The sequence below is a fragment of the Pseudomonas sp. FG13 genome (genome assembly GCF_057809755.1).
In genome coordinates this window covers 91,763-116,069 of sequence record NZ_JBMDKO010000004.1, presented here as the reverse complement: position 1 = coordinate 116,069, position 24,307 = coordinate 91,763, and the positions used below count along the sequence as shown (strand labels likewise).

At 61.8% G+C, this 24,307-nt stretch carries 27 protein-coding genes; 7 read left to right on the top strand and 20 right to left on the bottom strand.

The annotated features are described in order from the left end of the window. Positions 1-258 precede the first annotated feature (258 nt). The 4 genes from ACODTO_RS05755 (at position 259) to ACODTO_RS05740 (ending at position 5,534) form a co-directional block, all read left to right on the top strand. Positions 259-2,031 (top strand): N-acetylglutaminylglutamine amidotransferase, encoded by a 1,773-nt coding sequence (locus tag ACODTO_RS05755; protein ID WP_175385935.1) that lies wholly within the window; start codon positions 259-261, stop codon positions 2,029-2,031. 3 nt (positions 2,032-2,034) lie between these two features. Next, on the top strand, positions 2,035-3,780 hold the full coding sequence (gene ngg / locus ACODTO_RS05750) for an N-acetylglutaminylglutamine synthetase (protein ID WP_175385934.1): 1,746 nt from the start codon (positions 2,035-2,037) through the stop codon (positions 3,778-3,780). A 148-nt stretch (positions 3,781-3,928) separates the two neighbouring features. Next, positions 3,929-5,119 (top strand): osmoprotectant NAGGN system M42 family peptidase, encoded by a 1,191-nt coding sequence (locus ACODTO_RS05745; protein ID WP_139647149.1) that lies wholly within the window; start codon positions 3,929-3,931, stop codon positions 5,117-5,119. 187 nt (positions 5,120-5,306) lie between these two features. Beyond that, on the top strand, positions 5,307-5,534 hold the full coding sequence (locus ACODTO_RS05740; protein WP_024778700.1) for a YheU family protein: 228 nt from the start codon (positions 5,307-5,309) through the stop codon (positions 5,532-5,534). Here the strand turns inward: ACODTO_RS05740 and csrA are convergent. The 3 genes from csrA to ACODTO_RS05725 all read right to left on the bottom strand — a co-directional run bounded on the left by csrA (position 5,523) and on the right by ACODTO_RS05725 (position 7,080). After that, the gene (gene csrA / locus ACODTO_RS05735; protein ID WP_139647152.1) at positions 5,523-5,723 is read right to left on the bottom strand and encodes a carbon storage regulator CsrA; all 201 of its coding nucleotides are present in this window, start codon (positions 5,721-5,723) and stop codon (positions 5,523-5,525) included. The two genes, ACODTO_RS05740 and csrA, sit on opposite strands and share 12 nt — an antisense overlap. A 150-nt stretch (positions 5,724-5,873) precedes the next feature. Beyond that, positions 5,874-6,206, bottom strand: a complete 333-nt coding sequence (locus tag ACODTO_RS05730; protein ID WP_175385969.1) for a YnfA family protein — start codon at positions 6,204-6,206, stop codon at positions 5,874-5,876. A 58-nt stretch (positions 6,207-6,264) separates the two neighbouring features. Continuing rightward, positions 6,265-7,080 carry an SDR family oxidoreductase gene (locus ACODTO_RS05725; protein ID WP_139647156.1) on the bottom strand — a complete coding sequence of 272 codons (816 nt, stop codon included), beginning with the start codon at positions 7,078-7,080 and terminating at the stop codon, positions 6,265-6,267. A 274-nt stretch (positions 7,081-7,354) separates the two neighbouring features. Between ACODTO_RS05725 and ACODTO_RS05720 the strand changes: the two genes are divergently transcribed. After that, positions 7,355-7,507, top strand: a complete 153-nt coding sequence (locus ACODTO_RS05720) for a DUF3309 family protein (protein ID WP_018606531.1) — start codon at positions 7,355-7,357, stop codon at positions 7,505-7,507. Between the two features lie 56 nt (positions 7,508-7,563). Here the strand turns inward: ACODTO_RS05720 and ACODTO_RS05715 are convergent, their stop codons facing one another. The 12 genes from ACODTO_RS05715 to ccmA form a co-directional block, all read right to left on the bottom strand. Beyond that, positions 7,564-9,657 (bottom strand): LTA synthase family protein, encoded by a 2,094-nt coding sequence (locus tag ACODTO_RS05715; protein ID WP_139647158.1) that lies wholly within the window; start codon positions 9,655-9,657, stop codon positions 7,564-7,566. Between the two features lie 295 nt (positions 9,658-9,952). After that, the gene (gene speE, locus ACODTO_RS05710) at positions 9,953-10,828 is read right to left on the bottom strand and encodes a polyamine aminopropyltransferase (RefSeq protein WP_041022234.1); all 876 of its coding nucleotides are present in this window, start codon (positions 10,826-10,828) and stop codon (positions 9,953-9,955) included. A gap of 189 nt (positions 10,829-11,017) precedes the next feature. Beyond that, complete coding sequence (locus ACODTO_RS05705) at positions 11,018-11,425, bottom strand: hypothetical protein (RefSeq protein WP_139647160.1); 408 nt, start codon at positions 11,423-11,425, stop codon at positions 11,018-11,020. Positions 11,426-11,439: 14 nt separating this feature from the next. After that, complete coding sequence (gene ccmI / locus ACODTO_RS05700) at positions 11,440-12,642, bottom strand: c-type cytochrome biogenesis protein CcmI (protein ID WP_139647161.1); 1,203 nt, start codon at positions 12,640-12,642, stop codon at positions 11,440-11,442. After that, entirely contained in the window at positions 12,635-13,108 is a 474-nt protein-coding gene (locus ACODTO_RS05695) for a cytochrome c-type biogenesis protein (RefSeq protein ID WP_489106073.1), read from the bottom strand. The genes ccmI and ACODTO_RS05695 overlap by 8 nt, the downstream gene beginning before the upstream one ends. Then, a complete protein-coding gene (locus ACODTO_RS05690; protein WP_139647165.1) occupies positions 13,105-13,641 on the bottom strand; it encodes a DsbE family thiol:disulfide interchange protein in 537 nt (178 codons plus the stop codon). Before ACODTO_RS05690 ends, ACODTO_RS05695 begins: the two co-directional genes overlap by 4 nt. Then, positions 13,638-15,626 (bottom strand): heme lyase CcmF/NrfE family subunit, encoded by a 1,989-nt coding sequence (locus tag ACODTO_RS05685; protein WP_175362435.1) that lies wholly within the window; start codon positions 15,624-15,626, stop codon positions 13,638-13,640. The genes ACODTO_RS05690 and ACODTO_RS05685 overlap by 4 nt, the downstream gene beginning before the upstream one ends. Positions 15,627-15,629: 3 nt before the next feature. After that, the gene (gene ccmE / locus ACODTO_RS05680) at positions 15,630-16,085 is read right to left on the bottom strand and encodes a cytochrome c maturation protein CcmE (protein ID WP_139647168.1); all 456 of its coding nucleotides are present in this window, start codon (positions 16,083-16,085) and stop codon (positions 15,630-15,632) included. After that, complete coding sequence (gene ccmD / locus ACODTO_RS05675; protein ID WP_041022228.1) at positions 16,082-16,258, bottom strand: heme exporter protein CcmD; 177 nt, start codon at positions 16,256-16,258, stop codon at positions 16,082-16,084. The genes ccmE and ccmD overlap by 4 nt, the downstream gene beginning before the upstream one ends. After that, on the bottom strand, positions 16,255-17,010 hold the full coding sequence (locus tag ACODTO_RS05670) for a heme ABC transporter permease (protein WP_139647172.1): 756 nt from the start codon (positions 17,008-17,010) through the stop codon (positions 16,255-16,257). The genes ccmD and ACODTO_RS05670 overlap by 4 nt, the downstream gene beginning before the upstream one ends. A 94-nt stretch (positions 17,011-17,104) precedes the next feature. Beyond that, positions 17,105-17,773, bottom strand: a complete 669-nt coding sequence (ccmB, locus tag ACODTO_RS05665; RefSeq protein ID WP_003183957.1) for a heme exporter protein CcmB — start codon at positions 17,771-17,773, stop codon at positions 17,105-17,107. Beyond that, positions 17,770-18,405 (bottom strand): cytochrome c biogenesis heme-transporting ATPase CcmA, encoded by a 636-nt coding sequence (gene ccmA, locus ACODTO_RS05660; RefSeq protein ID WP_139647175.1) that lies wholly within the window; start codon positions 18,403-18,405, stop codon positions 17,770-17,772. The genes ccmB and ccmA overlap by 4 nt, the downstream gene beginning before the upstream one ends. A 199-nt stretch (positions 18,406-18,604) precedes the next feature. Between ccmA and fliK the strand changes: the two genes are divergently transcribed. Together fliK and ACODTO_RS05650 are read left to right on the top strand one after the other, a co-directional pair. Further along, positions 18,605-20,176, top strand: a complete 1,572-nt coding sequence (gene fliK, locus ACODTO_RS05655) for a flagellar hook-length control protein FliK (RefSeq protein ID WP_175385932.1) — start codon at positions 18,605-18,607, stop codon at positions 20,174-20,176. Then, complete coding sequence (locus ACODTO_RS05650; protein ID WP_175385931.1) at positions 20,173-20,502, top strand: EscU/YscU/HrcU family type III secretion system export apparatus switch protein; 330 nt, start codon at positions 20,173-20,175, stop codon at positions 20,500-20,502. Before fliK ends, ACODTO_RS05650 begins: the two co-directional genes overlap by 4 nt. A 161-nt stretch (positions 20,503-20,663) precedes the next feature. Here ACODTO_RS05650 and ACODTO_RS05645 read toward each other — a convergent pair whose 3' ends face one another. The 5 genes from ACODTO_RS05645 to motD all read right to left on the bottom strand — a co-directional run bounded on the left by ACODTO_RS05645 (position 20,664) and on the right by motD (position 24,294). Then, a complete protein-coding gene (locus ACODTO_RS05645) occupies positions 20,664-21,056 on the bottom strand; it encodes a DUF2802 domain-containing protein (RefSeq protein ID WP_175385930.1) in 393 nt (130 codons plus the stop codon). Next, positions 21,057-21,542 (bottom strand): chemotaxis protein CheW, encoded by a 486-nt coding sequence (locus tag ACODTO_RS05640; RefSeq protein ID WP_024778681.1) that lies wholly within the window; start codon positions 21,540-21,542, stop codon positions 21,057-21,059. It lies immediately after the preceding gene. A 70-nt stretch (positions 21,543-21,612) separates the two neighbouring features. Further along, positions 21,613-22,488 carry a CheW domain-containing protein gene (locus ACODTO_RS05635; RefSeq protein WP_489106072.1) on the bottom strand — a complete coding sequence of 292 codons (876 nt, stop codon included), beginning with the start codon at positions 22,486-22,488 and terminating at the stop codon, positions 21,613-21,615. Positions 22,489-22,568: 80 nt separating this feature from the next. Then, a complete protein-coding gene (locus ACODTO_RS05630; protein WP_041022220.1) occupies positions 22,569-23,360 on the bottom strand; it encodes a ParA family protein in 792 nt (263 codons plus the stop codon). Positions 23,361-23,409: 49 nt separating this feature from the next. Then, entirely contained in the window at positions 23,410-24,294 is an 885-nt protein-coding gene (motD, locus tag ACODTO_RS05625; RefSeq protein ID WP_139647197.1) for a flagellar motor protein MotD, read from the bottom strand. Between the last annotated feature and the right edge of the window lie 13 nt (positions 24,295-24,307).

Here is a 24,307-nt window from a genome sequence, read left to right as displayed (position 1 = left end):
GCTGAACGCCCACCGCCAAACCTGTGGGAGCGAGCCTGCTCGCGATGACGATGGATCAGCTGACTTTAATGTTGATCATGCCGCCCCCATCGCGAGCAGGCTCGCTCCCTCAAGGGCCCGGCGACATCCCGCCAACCCGCCCCCACCCGTCGCCTTATAACGCATCGATCTAAAACTCACGGCAATCCCATCGGTCAGTTCCAGGGTACCCGCCATTTCGGCGCGTACCCTCCCCAACGGAAAAACCGGTAAGGACTTATGTGCGGATTAGCTGGAGAGTTACGTTTCGATCAACAACCTGCGGACCTTGCGGCCGTAGAGCGAATGACCCATCACCTGGCCCCTCGCGGCCCCGATGCGTGGGGTTTCCATAGCCAGGGCCCGATTGCCCTGGGCCACCGACGCCTGAAGATCATGGACTTGTCCGATGCCTCGGCTCAGCCGATGATCGACAATCAACTGGGCCTGTCCCTGGCCTTCAACGGCGCGATCTACAACTACCCGGAACTGCGAGCCGAGCTGGAAGCGTTGGGCTACGCCTTTTGTTCCGGTGGCGACACCGAAGTGTTGCTCAAGGGCTATCACGCCTGGGGCGAAGCGCTGCTGCCCAAGCTCAACGGCATGTTCGCCTTCGCCATCTGGGAACGCGACGCCAAACGCCTGTTCATCGCCCGCGACCGTCTCGGCGTCAAACCGTTGTACCTTTCGCGCACTGGCCAGCGCCTGCGCTTTGCCTCAGCGCTGCCGGCACTGCTCAAGGGCGGCGACATCAGCCCGGTGCTCGACCCCGTCGCTCTCAACCACTACTTGAATTTCCATGCTGTGGTCCCGGCGCCCCGTACCCTGCTGGCCGGTATTGAAAAACTGCCGCCAGCCACGTGGATGCGAGTTGAAGCCGATGGCAGTGTCGAGCAGAAAACCTGGTGGACCTTGCCCTACGGCCCACGGGCCGATGAGCAGGACCTGAACCTGGAAGACTGGATCGACCGCGTGCTCGACAGCACCCGAGAAGCCGTTGCCATTCGCCAGCGGGCCGCCGTGGATGTGGGGGTGCTACTTTCCGGTGGCGTGGACTCAAGCATGCTGGTGGGTTTGCTGCGTGAAGTCGGCGTGGAAGACCTATCCACGTTCTCCATCGGTTTCCAGGATGCCGGCGGCGAACGGGGTGACGAGTTCCAGTATTCGGACCTGATCGCCAAACACTACGGCACCCGCCATCACCAACTGCGCATCGACGAAAAAGAAATCATCAAGCAACTGCCGGCGGCTTTCCGTGCCATGAGCGAGCCGATGGTCAGCCACGACTGCATCGCTTTTTACCTGCTGTCGCGGGAAGTGGCCAAGCACTGCAAAGTGGTGCAAAGCGGCCAGGGTGCCGACGAATTGTTCGCCGGTTATCACTGGTATCCCCAAGTGGATGGTGCAAGCGATCCCTACGCGGCCTACCGCGCCGCGTTCTTCGACCGCAGCTACGAGGAATACGCCGCCACCGTGCAGCCGAAATGGCTGACCGCCAACGACGCCGCCGGTGATTTCGTCAAGGAGCACTTCGCTCAACCGGGTGCCGATGCCGCCGTCGACAAGGCCCTGCGCCTGGACAGCACCGTGATGCTGGTGGACGACCCGGTCAAGCGTGTCGACAACATGACCATGGCCTGGGGCCTGGAAGCGCGCACACCGTTTCTGGATTACCGGCTGGTTGAGCTCTCGGCGCGGGTCCCGGCGAAATTCAAACTGCCCGATGGCGGCAAGCAAGTCCTCAAGGAAGCCGCCCGGCGGGTGATTCCCGGCGAGGTGATCGATCGCAAGAAAGGCTATTTCCCGGTGCCGGGACTCAAGCACCTGGAGGGCAACACCTTGGCCTGGGTCCGCGAATTGCTGCTGGACCCGAGTCAGGATCGCGGGCTGTTCAAGCCGGCCATGCTCGACCGCCTGCTCACCGACCCCAACGGTCAGTTGACCCCGCTACGCGGCTCCCGGCTGTGGCAACTGGCGGCGCTGAACCTGTGGCTCAGCGAGCAAGGAATCTGATCGATGAAACCCCACACGACACTTCACAACCAGCGGCTGCTGCGCGGCCAGGCGCCTTCATATGAACGCTTGCAGGCGCGCCTGGCCGTAGACGGCAGCGAACTGGGTGCCGCGCCCATTGCGGTGCATTGCGGCTGGGGCCGACTGCTGATCGGCCATACCTTTCCGGACCCGGCGACGCTGGGTCGGGAGCTGCTCAACGAACAACCCGGCGAGCGTGACATTGCCCTTTACGTCGCGGCCCCCCAGCAAGTGCTGGGGCTGGAGCCGGCGCAATTGTTCCTCGACCCTTCCGACACGCTGCGCCTTTGGTTCAGCGACTATCGGCAAGCCACGCGCGTGTTTCGCGGCTTCCGGATTCGGCGGGCGCAGAACGACACCGATTGGCAAGCCATCAACCAGCTCTACCAGGCCCGAGGCATGCTGCCGGTCGATCCCCAGCGCTTGACGCCGCGCCATCAGGGCGGGCCGGTCTACTGGCTGGCCGAAGACGATGACAGCGGCGCGATCATCGGCAGTGTCATGGGTCTCAATCACCAGAAAGCTTTCAACGATCCGGAAAATGGCAGCAGCCTCTGGTGCCTGGCGGTGGACCCACAGTGTGCACGGCCCGGTGTCGGAGAAGTGCTGGTACGTCACCTTATCGAGCATTTCATGAGCCGAGGCTTGAGTTACCTCGACTTGTCGGTGCTGCATGACAATCGCCTGGCCAAGAACCTTTACGCCAAGCTCGGTTTTCGCAACCTCTCGACCTTCGCCATCAAGCGCAAGAACGGCATCAATCAGCCGCTGTTCCTGGGGCCTGGACCGGAAGCACAGTTCAACCCTTATGCGCGGATCATTGTGGAGGAAGCGCATCGCCGGGGCATCGAAGTGCAGGTGGACGACGCCGAAGGCGGTTTATTCACCCTGATCCACGGCAGCCGCCGGGTACGGTGTAGAGAATCCCTGAGCGACCTGACCAGCGCCATCAGCATGACCTTGTGCCAGAACAAGAGCCTGACCCATAAAGTGCTGAAGAACGCCGGCCTGAACCTGCCAGCGCAACAATTGGCAGGCAATGCCGACGACAACCTGGCGTTTCTCGATGAACACGAGCGGGTGGTGGTCAAGCCGCTGGACGGTGAACAGGGCCAGGGTGTGGCGGTGGACCTGCGCACCATCGAAGAGGTGCAGAGCGCCATCGAAACGGCCCGGCACTTCGATAGCCGAGTGTTGCTGGAAAGCTTTCACGAAGGGCTCGACCTGCGCATCCTGGTGATCAACTTTGAAGTAGTGGCCGCGGCGATCAGGCGTCCCGCGGAAGTCATCGGCGACGGCCAGCACACCATCAGAGCCCTGATCGAGGCCCAGAGCCGTCGACGGCAGGCAGCCACCGGAGGGGAAAGCAAGATTCCGATGGACGCCGAAACCCAGCGCACACTGAGTACCGCAGGGTATGACTACGACAGCGTGCTGCCGGCCGGCGAGCATCTGTTCGTACGACGCACCGCGAACCTTCATACGGGCGGCGTCCTGGAAGATGTCACCGGTATTCTTCATCCCACCCTGGCCGATGCGGCGGTACGCGCGGCGCGCGCCCTGGACATCCCCATGGTCGGCCTGGACCTGCTGGTGCCGGCCGCCGATCAACCCGAGTACGTGTTCATCGAAGCCAACGAACGCGCCGGCCTGGCCAACCACGAACCACAACCCACTGCCGAACGCTTTGTGGACCTGTTGTTTCCCCATAGCCAGGGAGTGATCTGACACCCCTCAGTAGTGGACTGATCGTTCCCACGCTTCGCGTGGGAATGCCTCAAGGGACGCTCCGCGTCCAGATGACGCAGAGCGTCACCGGCTGCATTCCCACACAGAGCGTGGGAGCGATCGGATACTCAACCGTTCAGGAGTTTCCATGATCAGCAAAATCCCCGAACCGAATCTCGAATACCTGCAAAAAGTCCTGCTGGAAATGCTCGCCATCCCCAGCCCGACCGGCTTCACCGACACCATCGTGCGCTATGTCGCCGAACGCCTCGAAGAATTGGGTATCCCTTTCGAAATGACCCGCCGCGGCACGATCCGCGCCACCCTCAAGGGTCGCAAGAACAGTCCCGACCGGGCCGTGTCGGCCCACCTGGATACCATCGGCGCCACGGTGCGGGCCATCAAGGACAACGGTCGCCTGACCCTCGCGCCGGTAGGCTGCTGGTCCAGCCGGTTTGCCGAAGGCAGCCGGGTCAGCCTGTTCACCGACACCGGAGTGATCCGCGGCAGCGTGTTGCCCTTGATGGCGTCCGGGCACGCCTTCAACACCGCCGTGGATGAAATGCCCATCAGTTGGGATCACATTGAGCTGCGGCTGGATGCGTATTGCGCCACCCGCGCCGATTGCGAAACCCTGGGGGTGGGCGTCGGCGATTACGTCGCCTTCGACCCCTTGCCGGAATTCACCGAGAGCGGCCACATCAGCGCTCGCCACCTGGACGACAAGGCCGGGGTCGCGGCGTTGCTGGCGGCGCTCAAGGCGATTGTCGACAGCGGTGAAGAGCTGCTGATCGACTGTCACCCCTTGTTCACCATCACCGAGGAAACCGGCAGTGGCGCGGCCGCCGCGCTGCCCTGGGATGTCAGCGAGTTCGTTGGCATCGACATCGCCCCGGTCGCACCCGGCCAGCACTCCAGCGAACACGCCGTGAGCGTGGCGATGCAGGACTCCGGCGGGCCCTACGACTATCACCTGTCACGCCATTTGTTGAAACTGGCCAAGGAGAACGAGCTGCCGGCACGCCGCGACCTGTTCCGTTACTACTTCAGCGACGCCCACTCGGCCGTCACTGCCGGCCATGATATCCGCACTGCCCTGCTCGCTTTCGGCTGCGATGCCACCCATGGCTACGAACGCACCCATATCGATAGCCTGGCCGCCCTCAGCCGCCTGCTCGGTGCCTATATCCTCAGCCCGCCGGTGTTCGCCAGCGATGCGCAACCAGCCCAGGGCTCCCTGGACCGCTTCAGTCACCAACTCGAACACGATGCGCAGATGGAAAGCGATACCCGGGTGCCTTCGGTGGATAGCCTGGTGGGGCAGCGTTCGGATAATTGACGGAGGATTCTCACTGTCCGGAGATTGTCATCGCGAGCAGGCTCGCTCCCACAGGGCGCGCGTACGCAGATCCATTGTGGGAGCGATCCCGCTCGCGATGTGGCCAAAACAGAGGCCGCAAATCCAAGGCTAGCCGCAAGGGCTCATAGCCCGTAGCATTTGCGACACTGTCCAGCCGAGGTACCCCATGCTGATCCCCCACGACCAACTCGAAGTCGACACGCTCACCCGCCTGATCGAGGACTTCGTGACCCGCGACGGCACCGACAACGGCGACGACACGCCCCTGGAAACTCGTGTGCTACGCGTCAGGCAGGCCTTGACCAAGGGGCAGGCGATGATCGTTTTCGACCCGGAGAGCGAGCAGTGTCAGTTGATGCTCAAGCACGACGTGCCCAAGCACCTATTTGACTGAACACGCCTTGCGGGCGACCTGACTCTTCTTTCTCTGGATCTTTTCGTATATCTCGAAGCGATGAACATCGATGTGCCGCGGCGCCTCCACGCCAAACCGCACGGTTGTGCCGCTGACCGACAGCACACGAACGGAAATATCATCACCGATGGAAATCAGTTCACCCACGGCACGGCTTAGTACGAGCATGGTTCTTGTCCTTAAGAAGGTCTGGACCTTGACCATGCCCGGCCTGTTTCCTGTTCACAAGACACGGGCGAGAATTCAGTAACCCCCTACAAACAAGACTCTGGGAACTGACGGAAACTTCCTGCAAAAACGGCTCGAACCGCGCCGTTTTCAAGGTCCCGAGAAGCGAGGACCGAAGAGGATGACACTGGCACCCAGCATGCAGAGCGCCACGCCGATCCAGTCGGAACCCAGCGGGCGCACCCGCTCCACCACGGCCAGCCAGACGATGGAGGCGATGATGTAAATGCCGCCATAGGCGGCGTAGGCACGGCCGGCATAGGTCGCTTCAACGCGGGTCAGCAACAGGGCGAACACCGCGAGGCTGAGCAACGCCGGTGCGATCCACCAGGCGCTCTTGCCCTGGCGCAACCACATCCAGAACCCGTAGCAGCCGGCGATTTCGAACAGCGCGGCGAGAAAGAACCACAGATAGTTGAGCATGCAGATGTCCATCAGGAAGGCCGGAATGGCGCCATCCTGAGGACACTGCATGGCAAGGTCAAGTTGGGTTCTGCCTAGCCTTGGCGCGCATTTTGTCGGCCATGACGGTCATTTCGTCGTACAGCAACTGCGGATTCTTCTGCTTCATCGCCCAGGCCATGCGTCCCTGTTCGTGGGGCAGAATCATGAACTCGCCCTGGTCGACCTGCTGGAAGATGTAGTCAGCGATATCGGCAGCAGTGATCGGCGAGCTTTCCAGCAACTTGCCCACCTGGGCCTTCATGGCCGGGGTCGGGCCACGGAAGGAGTCAAGCAGGTTGGTCTGGAAGAACGACGGACAGACTACGTGGACACCGATTTCCTGCTGCGCCAGTTCGACCAACAGGCTTTCCGACAATGCCACCACGCCAGCCTTGGCCACGTTGTAGTTACTCATGGCCGGCCCCTGCATCAGCGCCGCCATGGAGGCAATGTTGATGATCTTGCCGCGGCTTTTTTCCAGCAACGGCAGGAACGCCTTGCAGCCCTTGACCACCCCCATCAGGTTGATCGCAATCTGCCAGTCCCAATCCTCCAAGGACAATTCACTAAAGAACCCGCCCGAAGCCACGCCAGCGTTGTTGACGATGATGTCGATGCCGCCGAGCTTTTCTTCGCAGGCCTGGGCGAACGCCGTCAGCTGACTGTAATCACGCACATCGCAGCGTTGGACAAAACCGTCGCCGCCGACATCGCGCACCTGCCTGAGAGTTTCCTGAAGGCCTGGCTCACTGACGTCCGACAAGGCCAGGCGCCAGCCTTCGCGGGCCCAGCGCAGTGCGATTTCGCGGCCCAGGCCCGAGCCGGCACCGGTGATCATCATGCGATTTTGCATAGGAAACAGCCTTGTTGTTCCGGGAGAGATGGGCCGAGTGTAGCGAAGGAGCCGGCGAGACCCACGCTCCATCAGATTGCTGAATGGCGGGGGCAAACCGTAATAGGTTGTGAAGACCTCGCCATAGGTTTCCCGGCCGCCCGACAGGCACTAAAAAACTTTGAATTTTTTACAGGACGTTACGGTCGGACTTATTAAGCCGCCCGGATTTAATGCAGCGCGCTGGCAGTTGAAAGTTGTATCACTCCAAAACTGACCAATAAGGAAATCAACAATGGGCACAATACTCATCATTATCCTGATCCTTTTGCTGATCGGCGGTCTGCCGGTCTTCCCGCACTCCAGAAGTTGGGGTTACGGCCCGTCCGGCATCATCGGCGTAGTGTTGGTAGTGCTGTTGATACTGCTGTTACTGGGCAAGATATAAATCAATGGCAAAAAAAAAGAGGCCTTCTTCAAGGCCTCTTTTTTATTTGCCGATCATCAGTCCGGCTTTCCATCCACCACGCCGGCGGTGTTATCCAGCAGACTCTTGGTGGCGGTTTGCAGGAAAGACTCGAGCTTGAGCTTCATCTGGGCGCTATCGGGTGCATCCGGAATGACTTCTGCACGCGGGTTGGCCCCCAGTTCATAGCGGAACATCTTCGGCCCCATTTCTTTTTCCTTTGGCAGTACCAGGATCCGGTCGCCCTGGATGATCGCCGTAGTCTGATCACTGCCCGACGGCTTGATTACACCAAAACCGGTATCGCCTTGCGGCAGGTTCAGCAGGTCGCGGCCCCAGCACTGGTTGCGCACCTGTCCACCGATCCGCCCCATGATGGTAGGAACGATGTCGACCTGGGTACCCACGGTGTGGTTACGCTGGCCGAACTTTTCCTGGATACCAGGACCGATCATCAACATGGGCACGTTGAAACGGCCCAGGTCCATCTCGGTGATCTGGCGTTCGTTACCGAAACCATGGTCGCCCACCACGATGAACAGCGTCTCCTTGAAGTAAGGCTCCTTGCGTGCCTTCTCGAAGAACTGGCCCAACGCCCAGTCCGAGTAGCGCATGGCAGTCAGGTGTTCGTTCAGGCTGCCGCGATCGGTGACCCGCTCCACCGGTAATGGCGTCGGCAGCGCATATGGCGTGTGGTTGGACAGGGTTTGCAGCAGGGCATAGAACGGCTTGCCGTTTTCCCGCGCCTTGAGCTCGATCAGACCACGGTCGAACATGTCCTGGTCGGACACGCCCCAGGTCGGATCGGAAAACACTGGGTTGACGAAATCGTTACGCCCGATGAAGTTGGTCATGCCCTGGTTGCTGAAGAAACCCGACTGGTTGTCCCAGGCAAAATCACCGTTGTAGACATACACGTCATCGAAGTCACGGGCACTGAGCAGTTGCGGCAGGCCCGACAGCTTGTGGCTGCCTTCTGGCGTCTGCATCAGGTATTCGAAGCCGGGCAAGTTCGGGAAGCACGCCATGGTGGCGAACATGCCCTGGTGGGTATGGGTGCCGTTGGAGAAGAAGCGGTCGAACAGCAAGCCTTCCTTGGACAGCTTGTCCAGGTAAGGCGTGATGTTGCCCGGAGCACCCAGGGCGCCTACCGAGTGACCGGCCATGCTTTCCATGAGGATCACGACCACGTTCTTGATCGGCAGGGTCTTGTCGGCTGGCGGCATGTAGTCGCGGCGCACGGCAGCGGTGGCGGTATCCACCAGCTTGTCGTCGGGCAACACCAGCATGTCGCGCACGGTCTGTTGTGCCAGTGGCTGCTCGAGGGTGGCTTTCCAGATGTTGTCACGGTCTTCGGACATGCGGCTCTTGGCCGCCGCCACCAGTGACAGCGTGCCGTTGAGGCCCAGCTGGTTGGCGAAGTTCGAATCGGTGGTATAGACATCGCCCCAGCGCAACGGCGGGCCTTGACGCAAGGTGCCACGGGCCGCGACCACAGCCACCAACAGGCAGACGACGAACACCGCCACCCGACCGTACCACGGGGCTATCTGGCGGGTGCCGATGCTGCCGCCGCTGAACGGGCCGCGCGGACGGGTTGCACGGTCCGCGCCCTTGAAGGCCAAGCTCAGGATGATAGTGCCACCGGCCCAGGCCAGCAGGTAGCGCACCACCGGGAAACCGTACCAGAGCATGCTCATCACGGTTTTCGGATCTTCCTTCACGTACTGGAAGACCAGGCCGTTGAGGCGCTGGTGGAACTCACGGTAGAAGTCCATCTCCATCAGGCCCAGGAACAGCGCAACGCTGGAGGTGACGGTCAGCCAGAAACGAAAGAAACCTCGGGCCGCCATGGCGCGGGCGCTGAACAGCGCCAGCAGCAGCGGAACGCTGAGGTAGACCACCAGGCGCAGGTCAAAACGCAGGCCATTGGCGAAGGCTTCGACGAAGGTCGAGGCTGGAGTGTCGAGGATCATTTGGCGGTTATAGACCAGCAGCGCCACGCGCAGCAGGCTGAACATCACCATCATCACCAGGGCGCAGAGCAATGTGTAGGCCAGGTGCGATTTGACGGTCGGTTGCAGCAGGCGATGCGTGCTTCGCTGCTGACTCAGGGCGTCCGGGATTGCCATGTCGTTTGAGGACCCTATTGGAGTTGGAGTAACAGAAAATACAAAGGCGCGCCCTCTGCCAACCAAAGCCTGGCCCGGGGTTTGCGCAAGAGCGCAGATGTTGCACGAACGGTTAAGGCATTGCCATTAAATAACCGACGGCAATAAAAGCGCGGAGGATTGTCCGCAAGATTTTGTGAAAATTTCGTCCAATGAATATCTGGAAACACAAAATGCCCGAACCCACCTCAATATCAGGCGGCCCATATTGTGGAGAGGGGATAAATCCCTCGCCACAAAAAGCCCCTCAACCAAATCAGTCGTTACTCGGCTTGTTGATCGCCTGCAATACGTACTGAGGCATGGCAAACGCACCGAGATGAATCTCAGGGTTGTAGTAGCGGGTGACGATGCCACTGCCGATGAACCGCTCATGCAGGGTTTCACGGGAGAGCTTGCGGTAAGCGCTGTCGGTCGAGCCCCAGGCGAAAGTCATGGCACCACCGATGTAAGTCGGCACGGCAGCCTGGTAGAAGTGCCAGTCGGCAAACAGGCCTCGCAGGCGGCCGGCGGTGGTCTGCACTTCGCCCAACTGCATGAATGGCGTGCCGTTCTGGGTCACCAGGATGCCGCCGTCGTTCAGGCAGCGATGGCAAGCCTGGTAGAAATTCTCCGAGAACAGCACTTCACCCGGGCCGATCGGGTCGGTGGAGTCGGAAATGATGACGTCGAACTTCTCCTGGGTGGTGGAGACGAAGCGCATGCCGTCGTCGATCACCAGGTTCAGTCGCGGGTCGTCGTAGGCGCCCTTGGAGTGGTTGGGCAGGAATTCCTTGCACATGTCCACCACGGTGCCGTCGATTTCCACCATGGTGATGTGCTCGACGCCCAGGTGTTTGGTCACCTCACGCAGCATGCCGCCATCACCGCCACCGATGATCAGCACGCGCTTGGCCTTGCCGTGGGCCAGGATGGGCACGTGGGTGAGCATCTCGTGATAGATGAACTCATCGGCTTCGGTGGTCTGGATCACGCCATCGAGTGCCATCACCCGCCCCATGCGCGGGTTCTCGAAGATCACCAGGTGCTGGTGCTCGGTACGCACTTCGTGCAGCAGCTTGTCCATCCGGAAACGTTGGCCGTAGCCTTCGTAGAGGGTTTCCAGGTAGTCGCCGGCCGGGGTGGTCGTCATGGTCAGGTACTCCGATAGCTCACAAAGGCGCGCATTCTACGACGATGGGGATGACAGGTCGAACCTTGCAGGAGCGATGTAGGAGCTGCCGAGCGAAGCGAGGCTGCGATCTTTGCCCAGACAATTGAGTCTGCAGCGAGAAGATTACAGCCTTCGGCAGCTCCTACAGGTCTGAGGAGCAAGCACTTTTCAGTGGAACTGGCGCCCCAATCCCCCCGGTACGCCTTCGATGGTGGTGTCTTCCCAAGGCCCGTTCGGGCTGACGGAGCGGCTCCAGCCATTGTTCCAGCGGTAGTAGGTGCGCTGGCGATAGAAGGTGTTGGGCTGGTTATCCAGCACATAGACCCCAAGCTTGGCGTCCCAGTGGCTGTTACCCCCAGGTGGCGGGGCGAAACTGGCGGAGGTGCGCGGCAACGGCTTGGCCGGTTTGTTCGGGGTGACCGGCTTGCCCGGCGCGGTGGACGGCGCGGGTTTGGTGGTCGGCGTCGAAGGCGGAATGGGGGGCAGCGGCGTCGAGGGCTCCGGCGGACGATGGACCGCACAAGCGCTCAGGCCCAGGACGAGCGTCAACAGAGTGATACGAGCGATGGCGGTCATGGTGCAAATTCCTGTCATTGGTCCGGGCTGTCGATGGTCAGTTGTTGCGGCGTGGTGGTGCTGCTCGCCAGGGGCTGGCTGCGGCCAATCCATTCGCCGGCAGTCGGTTGACCGGCGCGGGAGATACGCGCCACCAGTTGGACTTCAGGGAAGTTCGACAGTTTCAGTTGCGGCATCATCGCGTCCGCGTCCCCCAGCTCGACGTTGACGGGCAGGTCGGCGACCGTCAGGCGCTTGGCCGCCAGCGGCGCAGGCGGGCCGGAAACGGCGCGGGCAAAGATGAATACGCTGTCGCCCGGTTGCACCTTGGCCTTGAGTGCCGGCGCCAGGTCGACATGGACCTTGAGCAGCGCACCGGTCTTGACGACCGGAGCCTGAGCCACCTTGCCGCCACTGGCTTGCAGCCTCTCGGTGGCGCGGGCAATACCGCCTTGCAGCGCCTCGCGGGATTTGTCGTCCTCCGGCAGTTGCGCCAGCAGGCGCCCCCAGTAATCGATCGCATCCTGATAGCGCTCGCCTTCAAACGCGGCGATACCCAACAGGCCCAGGCTGGTGACTTCCTTGGGATCGAGCTTCAGTGCCTCGTCGGTCAAGGCCTGGACCTTGTCCGACCATTTCTTGCCATCGGCAAAATACTGCGCCTGGGCCCACTGCCCCAGCAACTCGGGCTGCCGCCCCGCCACCGCTACGGTGCGCTCGAAGATCTTCGCCGCATCCGCTGGCCGATCCTGCGCCATGTAGGTACGCCCCAGGAAATACAAGCCCTCGGCGGAACTCGGTTGTGCCGCCACCGCCCTTTCCAGGCGCTGGGTCATTTCTTCCATCGACTGCGGCGCCTGGGCGAATTCGCGGGTCAGCTCGACCTTGTCGCTCGCGCCGAAATGCAGGTACAAGCCCAGGCCCAGCACCGGCACCAGCACGGCGGCGAGCAACGGCAGCGGCTTGCCCATGCGCGATTCGCGTGGTGCCTCGGCGCCCTCGGTATCGGCAAGCAGTTCCCGAGCGGCTTCAGCGCGCCCGGTATCCAGCTGCGCGGTATTGAGCACGCCCTCCGCCTGCTCGGCCTGCAACTCGGCGACACGCTCCTGATACAGCGCCACATTGAGCGCGGTGCGGTCCTCCTCCCGCTGTGCGCGACGGCCCCTTAGCACGGGGATCAACAGGAAACTCAGGGCAACCAGGAGAAGCAGACCTGCGGCGAGCCAGAAATCAATCATGCTTGGTGTTATCCAACAGTTGGTCGAGGCGCTGGCGCTCTTCGACGGAAAGCGTGTCCGGGGCGGCGCTGCGCTGCACCCGGCGGCGGCGCACGATCAGCGCGATGACGACGAAGCCGCCGAGCAACAAGCCGGCGGGGCCGAACCACAACAGCGCGGTCTTGGAGGACAGGGCCGGGTTGTAACGCACGAACTCACCGTAGCGGTCCACCATGAAGTCGATGATCTGCTGGTTGTCCTTGCCCTCGCCGAGCATGCGGAAGATTTCCTTGCGCAGGTCAGCGGCAATCGGTGCGTTGGAGTCGGCGATGTCCTGGTTCTGGCACTTGGGGCAGCGCAGCTCCTTGGTCAGTTCGCGAAACCGCTCGCGCTCGCCTTCATTGGCGAATTCGTAGGTATCGATCGCGGCGTGGGCCGCGCCAGCGAGACTCACCCCCAGGACGACAGCGGCTAGCCAACGCTTCATGGCTTGGCCTCGTCCACCAGTGCCTGGTACTTGGTCGCCAGTTTCTCGCGCCAAACCTGTTCGTCGATCACACCGACGAACTTGTCACGGATGACGCCCTTGGCGTCGATGAAGAAGGTTTCCGGGGCCCCATAGACCCCAAGGTTCAGGCCCAGGGTGCCGTCTTCATCCCGAATGTCCAGTTGATACGGGTTGTGGAACTCGGCGAGCCATTTCAAGGCATCGACGTTGACGTCCTTGTAATTCACGCCATAGATCACCACGCCATTCTGGGCCAGCTTGTTCAGCACCGGGTGCTCGACCCGGCAGGAAATGCACCAGGTGCCCCATACGTTGACCAGTGCCGGCTTGCCCAGCAGATCGGCGCGGGTCAGCGTCTTGTCGCCCTGCACCGAAGGCAGGGTGAATTCCGGGAACGGCTTGCCGATCATTGCCGAAGGCAATGCGGACGGGTCCAGGAAAAGCCCCCGGTACAGAAAGACCGCCACCACCAGGAACAACGCCAGCGGCAATACCATCAACCAACGTTTCATGCAGTGGCCCCCGTCACGCCCAGAGCTTCGCGCACCCGGGTTTTCACCTTGACTCGATAACGCCGATCCAACGCCGCCAGTGCCCCGCCCAGGCCGGTCAGCAGGCCGCCAAACCAGATCCAACGCACGAACGGCTTGACGTGCACCCGCACCGCCCAGGCGCCGTCGCCCAGGGACTCGCCCAGTGCCACATAAAGATCGCGAGTGAAACCAGCGTCGATTCCGGCCTCGGTCATCACCGAGTTCTGTACGGTGTACAGGCGCTTCTCGGGATGCAGCACCGCCACTTCCTGGCCGTCACGAGTGACCCGCACCGTGCCTTTATCGGACGTGAAGTTCGGGCCTTCGAAATGTTTGGCGCCTTCGAACATGAATTGGTAACCGGCCAGTTCCATGGACTCTCCCGGTGCCAGGCGCAGGTCGCGCTCGGCGCTGTTCTGGCTGGACAGCACCACGCCCAGGGCGCAGACGGCGATGCCCAGGTGAGCAACCTGCATGCCCCAGTAGCTGCGGGTCAGGGTCGGCAGGCCCTTGACCAGTCCCTTGTGACGGGTTTTGTCGAAGATGTCCCGTACACCGGCCAGCAATACCCAGGCCGCCAGCATGAAGGTCGCCAGCACGGCCCAGTTGAAATCGCCATAAGCGATCCCGGCTACCACGGCCAGGGCAGCAGTGCCCAGCAGCACTGGCGTCAACATGCCCAGCAGCCATTTGACCGGTGTGTCTTTCCAGCGCACCAACACACCGACCGCCATCACCACCATCAGGATCGCCATCAGTGGAATGAACAGGGCATTGAAGTACGGCGGCCCGACCGACAACTTGGCCCCGGACAGCGCATCGAGCACCAGCGGGTACAACGTTCCCAACAGGATCATCGACGCGGCCACCACCAGCACCAGGTTGTTGCCCAGCAGCAACGTCTCCCGGGACCAGAGGTTGAAGCCAACCTGGCTCTTGACCACTGGCGCCCGCAGGGCGAACAACGTCAGCGAGCCGCCGACCACGAACAGCAGGAACATCAGGATGAACACACCGCGCTCGGGGTCCGAGGCGAAGGCATGCACCGAGGTCAGGACGCCGGAACGCACCAGGAAGGTCCCCAACAGGCTCAGGGAGAATGCGGCGATCGCCAGCAGCACGGTCCAGCTCTTGAACACGCCACGCTTTTCCGTGACCGCCAGTGAGTGAATCAGTGCCGTGCCCACCAGCCAAGGCATGAACGAGGCGTTTTCCACCGGATCCCAGAACCACCAGCCGCCCCAGCCCAGTTCGTAGTAGGCCCACCACGAGCCGAGGGTGATGCCGATGCCGAGGAAGGCCCAGGCGACGATGGTCCATGGGCGCGACCAGCGGGCCCAGGCGGCATCGAGGCGACCGCCCAGCAACGCGGCGATGGCGAAGGCGAAGGCCACGGAAAAGCCGACGTAGCCCATGTAGAGCATCGGCGGGTGAACGATCAGGCCGATGTCCTGCAGTAGCGGATTGAGGTCGCGACCATCCATCGGCATCTGCGGCAGGATCCGCGCGAACGGATTGGACGTGACGATCAGGAACAGCAGGAAACCGGTGCTGATCATGCCCATCACCGCCAGCACCCGGGCCAGCATCACCTGGGGCAATTGCCGGGAGAACACCGAGACGGCGAAGGTCCAGCCAGCGAGAATCAGGGCCCAGAGCAGCAGCGACCCTTCATGGGCGCCCCACACCGCACTGAACTTGTAATACCAGGGCAAGGCACTGTTGGAGTTGCTCGCGACGTAGGCCACGGAAAAATCATCGGTCATGAAGGCATAGGTCAGGCAACCGAAGGCGAACACCATGAAGGCGAACTGGCCCCAAGCCGCCGGCTGGGCCAGGCTCATCCACAGACGGTCGCCGCGCCAGGCACCGAGCAGCGGCACCACGGCCTGCACCAGGGCCAGGCACAGGGCCAGGATCATCGCCAGGTGGCCCAACTCGGGGATAAAAATGCCAGTGCTCATCGATCAGCCCTCCTTCATGGGAGCAGGTGCCGACTGACCACTGTCTTTAAGAGCCTTGGTCACTTCCGGCGGCATGTATTTTTCGTCGTGCTTGGCCAGCACTTCGTCGGCCACCACCACGCCATCGGCGTTGAGCTTGCCCAGGGCGACGATGCCCTGCCCTTCACGGAACAGGTCCGGGAGGATGCCGCGATAGGTGATGGTCACGGTCTTGTTGAAGTCGGTGACGTTGAATTTCACGTCCAGCGAATCCCCGGAACGTACGAGCGAGCCCTTCTCCACCATGCCGCCAGCCCGGATACGCGTGTCCTTGGGCGCTTCGCCATTGGCGATCTGGGTCGGGGTGTAGAACAGATTGATGTTCTGCTGCAGGGCGCTCAAGGCCAGGCCAACCGCGGCACCGACACCCACCAGGATCGCCAGGATGATGACAAGACGTTTTTTGCGCAGCGGATTCACTGACCGTTCTCCCGGCGCAGACGACGCGCCTCTTGTTGCAGATACCGCTTGCGGGCCAGGAGCGGCACCGCCACGTTGAGGGCCAGTACCGCCAGGCAGATGCCATAGGCGGACCAGACATACAGGCCATGATGGCCCATGGCGAGGAAATCGCCGAATGAAGCGAAACTCATCGAGCGGCCTCCAGGCTGTTCTGTACTTCGGCCTTCACCCAACTGGCCCGGGCTTCGCGCTTGAGCACTTCCAGGCGCATGCGCAGCAACAGCACCGCGCCGAAGAAACAGTAGAAACCCAGGACGGTCAGCAGCAACGGTAGCCACATTTCCACGGGCATCGCCGGTTTTTCCGTGAGGGTGAACGTCGCGCCCTGATGCAAGGTGTTCCACCACTCCACCGAATACTTGATGATCGGGATATTGATCACACCGACAATCGCCAGCACCGCGCAGGCTTTGGCGGCACTCTCACGATTGCTGATGGCGTTGCCCAGCGCAATAAGACCGAAGTACAGGAACAGCAGGATCAGCATCGACGTCAGTCGGGCATCCCAGACCCACCACGACCCCCAGGTCGGTTTGCCCCAGATGGCTCCGGTGACCAGCGCCACGGCGGTCATCCAGGCCCCGACAGGCGCGGCGCATTGCAAGGCAACGTCGGCCAGCTTCATCTTCCAGACCAGCCCGACCACGCCGCACACCGCCAGCATGACGTAGACCGACTGGGCCAGCATCGCAGTCGGTACATGGATGTAGATGATGCGGAAGCTGTTGCCCTGTTGATAATCCGGCGGCGCGAACGCCAGGCCCCAGACCACGCCGATCCCTATCAGCAGCAGTGCGGCGATACTCAGCCAGGGCAGCAACTTGCCGCTGATGCCGTAGAACCACTTGGGTGAGCCGAGCTTATGAAACCAGGTCCAGTTCATTGCTGTTTCCATCACGGTTGCGGCGCGCTGTCACGCGCCGCCGGGTCTGCCTTAACTTCATAGGAAGTGGTCATTTTTTGACCAGGCCTCATTATTATTCGCCGACGCTGATCTTCAGGCCAGCGGCTATTGCAAAGGGTGTCAGGGTTATCGCCAGGGCGGTCAGGCTCCCAAGCCAGAGCAGATAACCGGTCGCCGGCATACCTTGCAAGGCGGCTTGCAAGGCGCCACTGCCAAGGATCAACACCGGGATATACAGCGGCAGGATCAACAATGCCAGCAATAGGCCGCCGCGCTTCAAGCCCACCGTCAATGCCGCCCCCACCGCACCGAGCAGGCTCAGCACCGGTGTGCCCAGCAACAACGAAACCAGCAGCACCGGCATGCACGCGGCGGGCAACCCCAGCATCATCGCCAGCAGCGGCGAGAGCAACACCAGCGCCAGGCCGGAAAAAACCCAGTGTGCCAGTACCTTGGCCAAAACCAGAAGGGCCAGGGGGTGCGACGAAAGGACCCACTGTTCCAAGGAACCGTCTTCGAAATCACTGCGGAAAAGCCCGTCCAGCGAGAGCAGGACCGACAAAAGCGCTGCCACCCAGACCAGTCCTGGCGACAAGGTTTGCAACAATTGAGTCTCCGGCCCGACCGCCAACGGGAACAGCGCAATGACAATCGCGAAAAACACCAGCGGGTTGGCCAGTTCGGCCGGGCGGCGGAACAACAGGCGCGCTTCGCGGGCAAGCAACAGGCCAAACACACTCATACGGCCCAGTTCCCCAGATCAATGTTGCGATAACCGGACGGCATCCGGGCCAGTGTATGGTGAGTGGTCAACAGCACCATGCCACCACCCTCGCAATGCCGGGCCAGATGTTCCTCGAGCTGCGCCACGCCCTGCTTGTCCAGGGCGGTGAACGGTTCGTCGAGAATCCACAGCGGCGGGGTGTCAAGGTACAACCGGGCCAGGGCCACGCGGCGCTGCTGACCGGCGGACAAGGTATGGCATGGCACGTCTTCGAAGCCGCGCAATCCCACCATGGCCAACGCCTGCCAGATCGCTTCATGGCCGGCGGGCCGATGCAGCGCACAGAGCCAGCTAAGGTTTTCTTCGGGGGTCAGCAAATCCTTGATCCCTGCGGCGTGGCCGATCCAGAGCAGGTTGCGGGCCAGTTCGCTGCGTTGGCTCTGCAGGGGTTGGCCGTTGAGCAGCACCTGCCCGGCCGTCGGTTGCATCAACCCGGCCAGCAGGCGCAAGAGGCTGGTCTTGCCACTGCCATTGGGACCACTGACTTGCACCATATCGCCAGGCGAGAGTCTCAATTCGAGGTGTTCGAAAAGCAGCCGCAGGTCTCGCTCACAGGCGAGGCCGACGGTTTGCAAGAGAGGACTGGTCAAGGGATCGCGAGCCTTATACGGTTTAAGTCGGCGGTGCAGCGGCCGTTAAAGAGATGCAGCATAGATGCATTGACGGCCCGTTCCACAGAGCTGCGTCAAACTATTGCAAGGTTTTCGCCACTCCCTGAAAGACGGGCGGCATTATACATGCCATGCCCCCAGGGGGCGTTCTCAATTAGTTTCCAGGGTAAGACCGCAGATGACAGGCGACATGAACATCCAGCCGCTGCCCCAGCCCACGGCAACGACGCGTACGCCGGCGGTCAGCGGCGAGCTGCTCAAATTGCTGACGCCGGTCGAAGGCTTGATCGGTGCCGGCCAGACGGCCAGTGCCGAGGTGTTGTCGCTCAAGCAGGCGGACCAGACTTTCCAGCTATTGCTCAAGGTCACCCTGGAAAGCGGCCGCCAGACTACCGTGCAGGCCACCAGCAGCCAGCCGTTGCCCCAGGGCACCAGCCTGGCGGTGACCCAACCGTCCGCCAGTAACCTGGCGATCACCGTACAACAGGTCGTTGCCTCCAGCATTGCGACCCTGACCCGTATCGACACCGCGCAGCTGCCGGTCGGCACCCTGTTGCAGGGTAAGGTGGTCACCAGCCAGGCGTTGCCTCAGGTGCCAGGGCAACCGGCGATGTATCGGTCACTGGTGAGCTTGCTCAATACCGCCCAGGCCGGCAGCACCCTGGACATCGACAGCCCCCAGCCGCTGCGTATCGGCACGCTGTTGAGCGCCCAGGTGCAGGATGCCCAGACGTTGAAATTCATTCCGCTGAGCAACCGCCAGGAACAACTGGCGGTGAGCCAGCAACTGGTGACCCAGGTGAGTCGTCAGGGTTCGCTGGACAGTCTGATCAGCGTCCTGCAGGAGCTGCCCGCCACGGATGAGACCGGCGTCGAGCTGCGTGCCGCGGTGACGCGTCTGCTGGCCGGCCTGCCGGATGTGCAGCAATTGAGCACGCCCAAGGGACTGGCCCAGGCCTTGGCCGCCAGCGGGGTATTCCTGGAAAGCAAACTGCTGGCCGGACAACCACCGAGCCTGGCAACGGACTTCAAGGGCGATCTGCTGAAACTGATCGCCCAACTGACCACGACGCTGCCCGCCTCCACCAATCTCGGCGCGATCATTGCCGCCAACACCCTGGCCCAGGCGTTACCCAGTTTTGTACGCAACGCCTTGGGCACGCTCGGCCAGGTCAGCGCAAAGCCGCAACCCACCGGTTTCCCCCTGCCCTCCCGGTTGCTGAAGGGCCAGGACGACGAAGGCGACCTCGAACACCTGCTGCGCCTCGCCGCTGCCGCCGTGTCACGTCTGCAAAGCCATCAACTGTCGAGCCTGGAGCAGACCGGCCTGACCGACGATGGCCGGTTGATGAGCACCTGGCAACTGGAAATCCCGATGCGCAACCTGCAGGACATCGTGCCCTTGCAGGTCAAATTCCAACGGGAAGAAACCCCGCCTCGGGAACAACCCAGCGAGCGTCGGGAAGAACGTGAGGCCAAGCAGCAGCTCTGGCGGGTCGAGCTGGCGTTCGACGTAGAGCCGCTGGGGCCGTTGCAGGTCCAGGCGCAATTGCTCAGCGGCAGCCTGTCCAGCCAATTGTGGGCTGAACGGCCCTACACGGCGGACCTGATCGAACGCAACCTGGCGGCACTGCGTGAGCGCCTGGTGACCTGCGGCCTGAACGTCGCAGACCTGGACTGCCACGTCGGCACCCCGCCCCAAGGTCCCAAGACCCGACTCGAACAACGCTGGGTGGACGAAACCGCATGACAACCCACACCGAACCGCGCCAGGCCATCGCCCTCAAATACGACGGCCACCGCGCCCCGACCCTCACCGCCAAGGGCGACGAAGCCCTGGCCGAGGAAATCCTGCGGATCGCACGGGACAGTGAAGTGCCGATCTATGAAAATGCCGAGCTGGTGAAGCTCCTGGCCCGACTGGAACTGGGGGAGAGTATTCCGCAGGAGTTGTATCTCACCATCGCCGAGATCATCGCGTTTGCCTGGAACCTCAAGGGCAAGTTTCCCAAGGGCTTCGACCCGCATGCACCGAATGTGGAGAAGGATGTGACGGAGCGCGGGGATGATTACTGATTCCACGCCACATGGCGGCAGCGAAGAAGCCTGTGGGAGCAAAGCTTGCTCGCGATTGGGGCACCGCCAGTCGAGAATGCCATTGACTCTCCTACCGCTATCGCGAGCAAGCGTTGCTCCCACAGGTTACAGGGCGTTTGATCCTTGACTGGAAGCGATCCTCAGCCCCTGTGCAATTTACTCATCAACTCCGCCTCGGCCTGGGTCAAGCCACAGGCCTGGGTCAGTTCGTCGACACTGGCGCCCATACCCACCAGCCGCGCGGCTTGGGCAAAGGACAAGCTCGAGGGGTCGCGCTGTTCCAATTGGGCCAGTTTGTCCGGTAACGGGCCGACCACGGCGCGCAGCTCATGGATGGCTTCACCCATGCGCACGGTACCGTTCTGGTAATCGTCGACACGCTTGGCCAGGTCCTTGATGCGCTGATCGCGCAACGCATCGCCCTGGGCCTGTTGAGCGGCGATCTGCCGCTGGCCGCGTATGTACGCCAAGAACATTGCCAACGTGCCTGCCCAGAAAAGGAACAGGACAATGACTGCTACCTCAAGAATCAATCAGATACTCTCCAGTTCCGACCACTCTTCTTCGCTCATCATTTTTTCCAGCTCGACCAGGATCAGCAACTCGTTGTTCTTGTTGCAGACACCCTGGATGAACTTGGCCGATTCTTCGTTACCGACGTTAGGCGCGGTTTCGATTTCCGACTGACGCAAGTAAACCACTTCGGCAACGCTGTCGACCAGGATACCGACCACTTGCTTGTCGGCCTCGATGATCACGATACGGGTGTTGTCGTTGACCTCGGTGGAATTCAGGCCAAAACGCTGGCGGGTGTCGATCACCGTGACCACGTTGCCACGCAGGTTGATGATCCCCAGCACGTAGCTTGGCGCACCCGGTACCGGAGCGATCTCGGTATAGCGCAGCACTTCCTGCACGCGCATCACGTTGATGCCGTAGGTTTCGTTATCGAGTTTGAAGGTGACCCATTGCAGGATCGGATCTTCGGAACCCTTGAGAGACGACGCCTTATCATTCATACCCTGACCCCTCGAAAAACCGCCTGTGGCGGTGTGTTCTGCGCCGTGACGCTGCGCGCCACCGACTGTGTTATTTCGGTTTCTGGACCGGCTTGGAGCCGCCCAGGTGTTTTGCCCCGCCGCTGGCGATCAGTTCGGCCAGCTCGGAAACGTCCAGCAAGGCGCACATGTGCTCGATCACCGTACCCGCCAGCCATGGCCGTTGCCCTCGATGGCTACGCCATTTGATCTCGTTCGGGTCCAGGCGCAGCGAACGGCTGACCTGGTGCACCGCCAACCCCCACTCGTAACCCTGTACCGAAATCACGTATTGCAGGCCCTGGCGAAAATCATCGCGATAACGGTCCGGCATCACCCAACGCGCGGTATCCAGTACCTTCAGGTTGCCGGCCTGGCTCGGCAGGATCCCAAGGAACCAATCCGGCTGGCCAAACAACGGCGTCAATTCGTGCCCGGCCAGGGAATAAATCGATCCCAGGCACACCAGCGGCACCGCCAGGGTCAACCCGGCCACATCGAACAACAGGCACTCAAACGGCTCGGCGGCCCAGGCCGGACGATCGTCAGTCTCAACCGGCGGCGGCGTGTTGCTCGGCGGTGGCAGATGGACTTCCACCACCGGCGTCACCAGGCCCTGCAACAACGGTGCAACGGTGGAAACCGCCGCCAGCACCGGCGCAGGCGCCTCCATGACTCTCACCGATGGCTTGGCGACCGGTGTCTCGACCGGTGCGACAACCACGGGTTTGCGTGCATCACGGGCCTGCTCCTCGAGCACGGCCGCCTGAAACTCATCCAGCACACCTTCGGCTTCGACGGGCGCGGGCAAAGCCTCGGGCACGCTCGGCTCCGGTGGTAATTCTTCGGTCGCTTCCTGCAACAGCCCGTCCAGGTAGGACTGCAAGGCCATTTGCGGACGCGAGGTCGTCTTGATCGGGCGGTTCATGAAAGCAGTGCACCGCATATGAACGTTATCGGCATGAGTGCCATCAGACTTGAGCCTGCAGAGCTTTTAGACGCGTTCAATCAGGCCACCTGCTGAGGAACGAGCTGCTGGGCCAGCAGGTGCTTGAGCAAGGCCCGGTAGGCCAGCACGCCACGGCTTTTGCCATCGAACTGGGAAGGGGTCACACCGGCGCGGCTGGCATCGCGCAGGCGCGTGTCGACCGGGATGTAGCCTTGCCAGATGTCATCCGGGTACATGTCCCGCAACACCCGCAGGGTTCCCATGGACGCCTGGGTACGGCGATCGAACAAGGTCGGCACGATATTGAATGCCAGCGACTGTTTGCGTGAGCGATTGACCATCGCCAGGGTATTGACCATTCGCTCCAGCCCCTTGACCGCCAGATGCTCGGTCTGCACCGGGATCACCAGTTGCTGGCTGGCCGCCAAGGCATTGACCATCAACAGACCCAGCAGGGGTGGGCTGTCAATGATCGCGTAATCGAAATCCTGCCACAGCTGCGCCAGACTCTTGGCGATCACCAGGCCCAACCCGCCCTGTCCCGGAGACTGCCGCTCCAGGGTGGCCAGCGCGGTGCTCGACGGCAACAGGGAAATCCGCTCGTCACTGGTGGACAGCAACAGTTGTCCCGGCAAGCCCTCAGGCACACTGCCCCGGTGCAGGAACAAGTCGTAGTTGCTGTGCTCCAGGCTATCGGGATCGTAGCCAAAATAGCTGGTCATCGAGCCATGGGGGTCCAGGTCGACAATGACCACACGCTTGCCCGCCTCGGCCAGTAATCCGGCTAAAGCGATGGAAGAAGTGGTCTTACCCACCCCACCTTTTTGATTGGCAACTGCCCAGACTCTCATTCGGATCGTTCCTCCCGGCCGAAACAGGCACGGCCGAGAAATAGCTCGGTTATAAAGCGGGTGACGGAGAATTGACGGCGCTCTGTCTTCCCGGTGTCTTGACCGGGGTCGGTGCAGTTTGTGTGCCAGCCCGCTTCAATGCTGCATCCGGCGTTGCATTGGCCGTGCCGGTACCGGTCAGGCTGCGGCGTACATCAAGGTTGCGCGACACCACCAGCACCACGCGCCGATTCTTCGCCCGGCCTTCGACAGTGGCGTTGTTGGCCACCGGCTGGAACTCGCCATACCCCACCGATGCCAGGCGACCGGGGTTCACACCTTGCATGGCAAGCATGCGGACGATGCTCGCCGAACGCGCCGAAGACAGCTCCCAGTTGGTCGGATACTGCGCGGTGCGGATCGGCTGGTCATCCGTGAAACCTTCCACATGGATCGGGTTGTCGAACGGTTTCAGGATCGTCGCCACCTTATCGATGATGTGGAACGCCATGTCGCTGGGCATGGCGTCGCCACTGCCAAACAAGAGGCTGGAGTTGAGTTCGATCTCCACCCACAACTCGTTGCCGCGCACGGTCATCTGGTTGGAGCTGATCAGGTCGCCGAAGGCCGCGCTGATGTCGTCGGCGATGCTTTTCAACGGGTCGCTACCGCCAGCAATGCCGGCATCGACCTGCTCGGCGTCCCGGACCAGCGGCTTGGCCGGCGTGGTCGTCTTGGGCCGCTCGTCGCCGATGGGAATCGGCTTGAGGGCGCGATCCGAGTCGGTAAAGACCCCGATCAACGCCTCGGAGATAACCTTGTATTTGCCCTCGTTGACCGAGGAGATCGAATACATGACCACGAAAAAAGCGAACAGCAATGTGATGAAGTCGGCGTAGGACACCAGCCAACGTTCATGGTTGACATGCTCTTCATGATGCCTGCGACGCGCCATGGTCCATTACTCC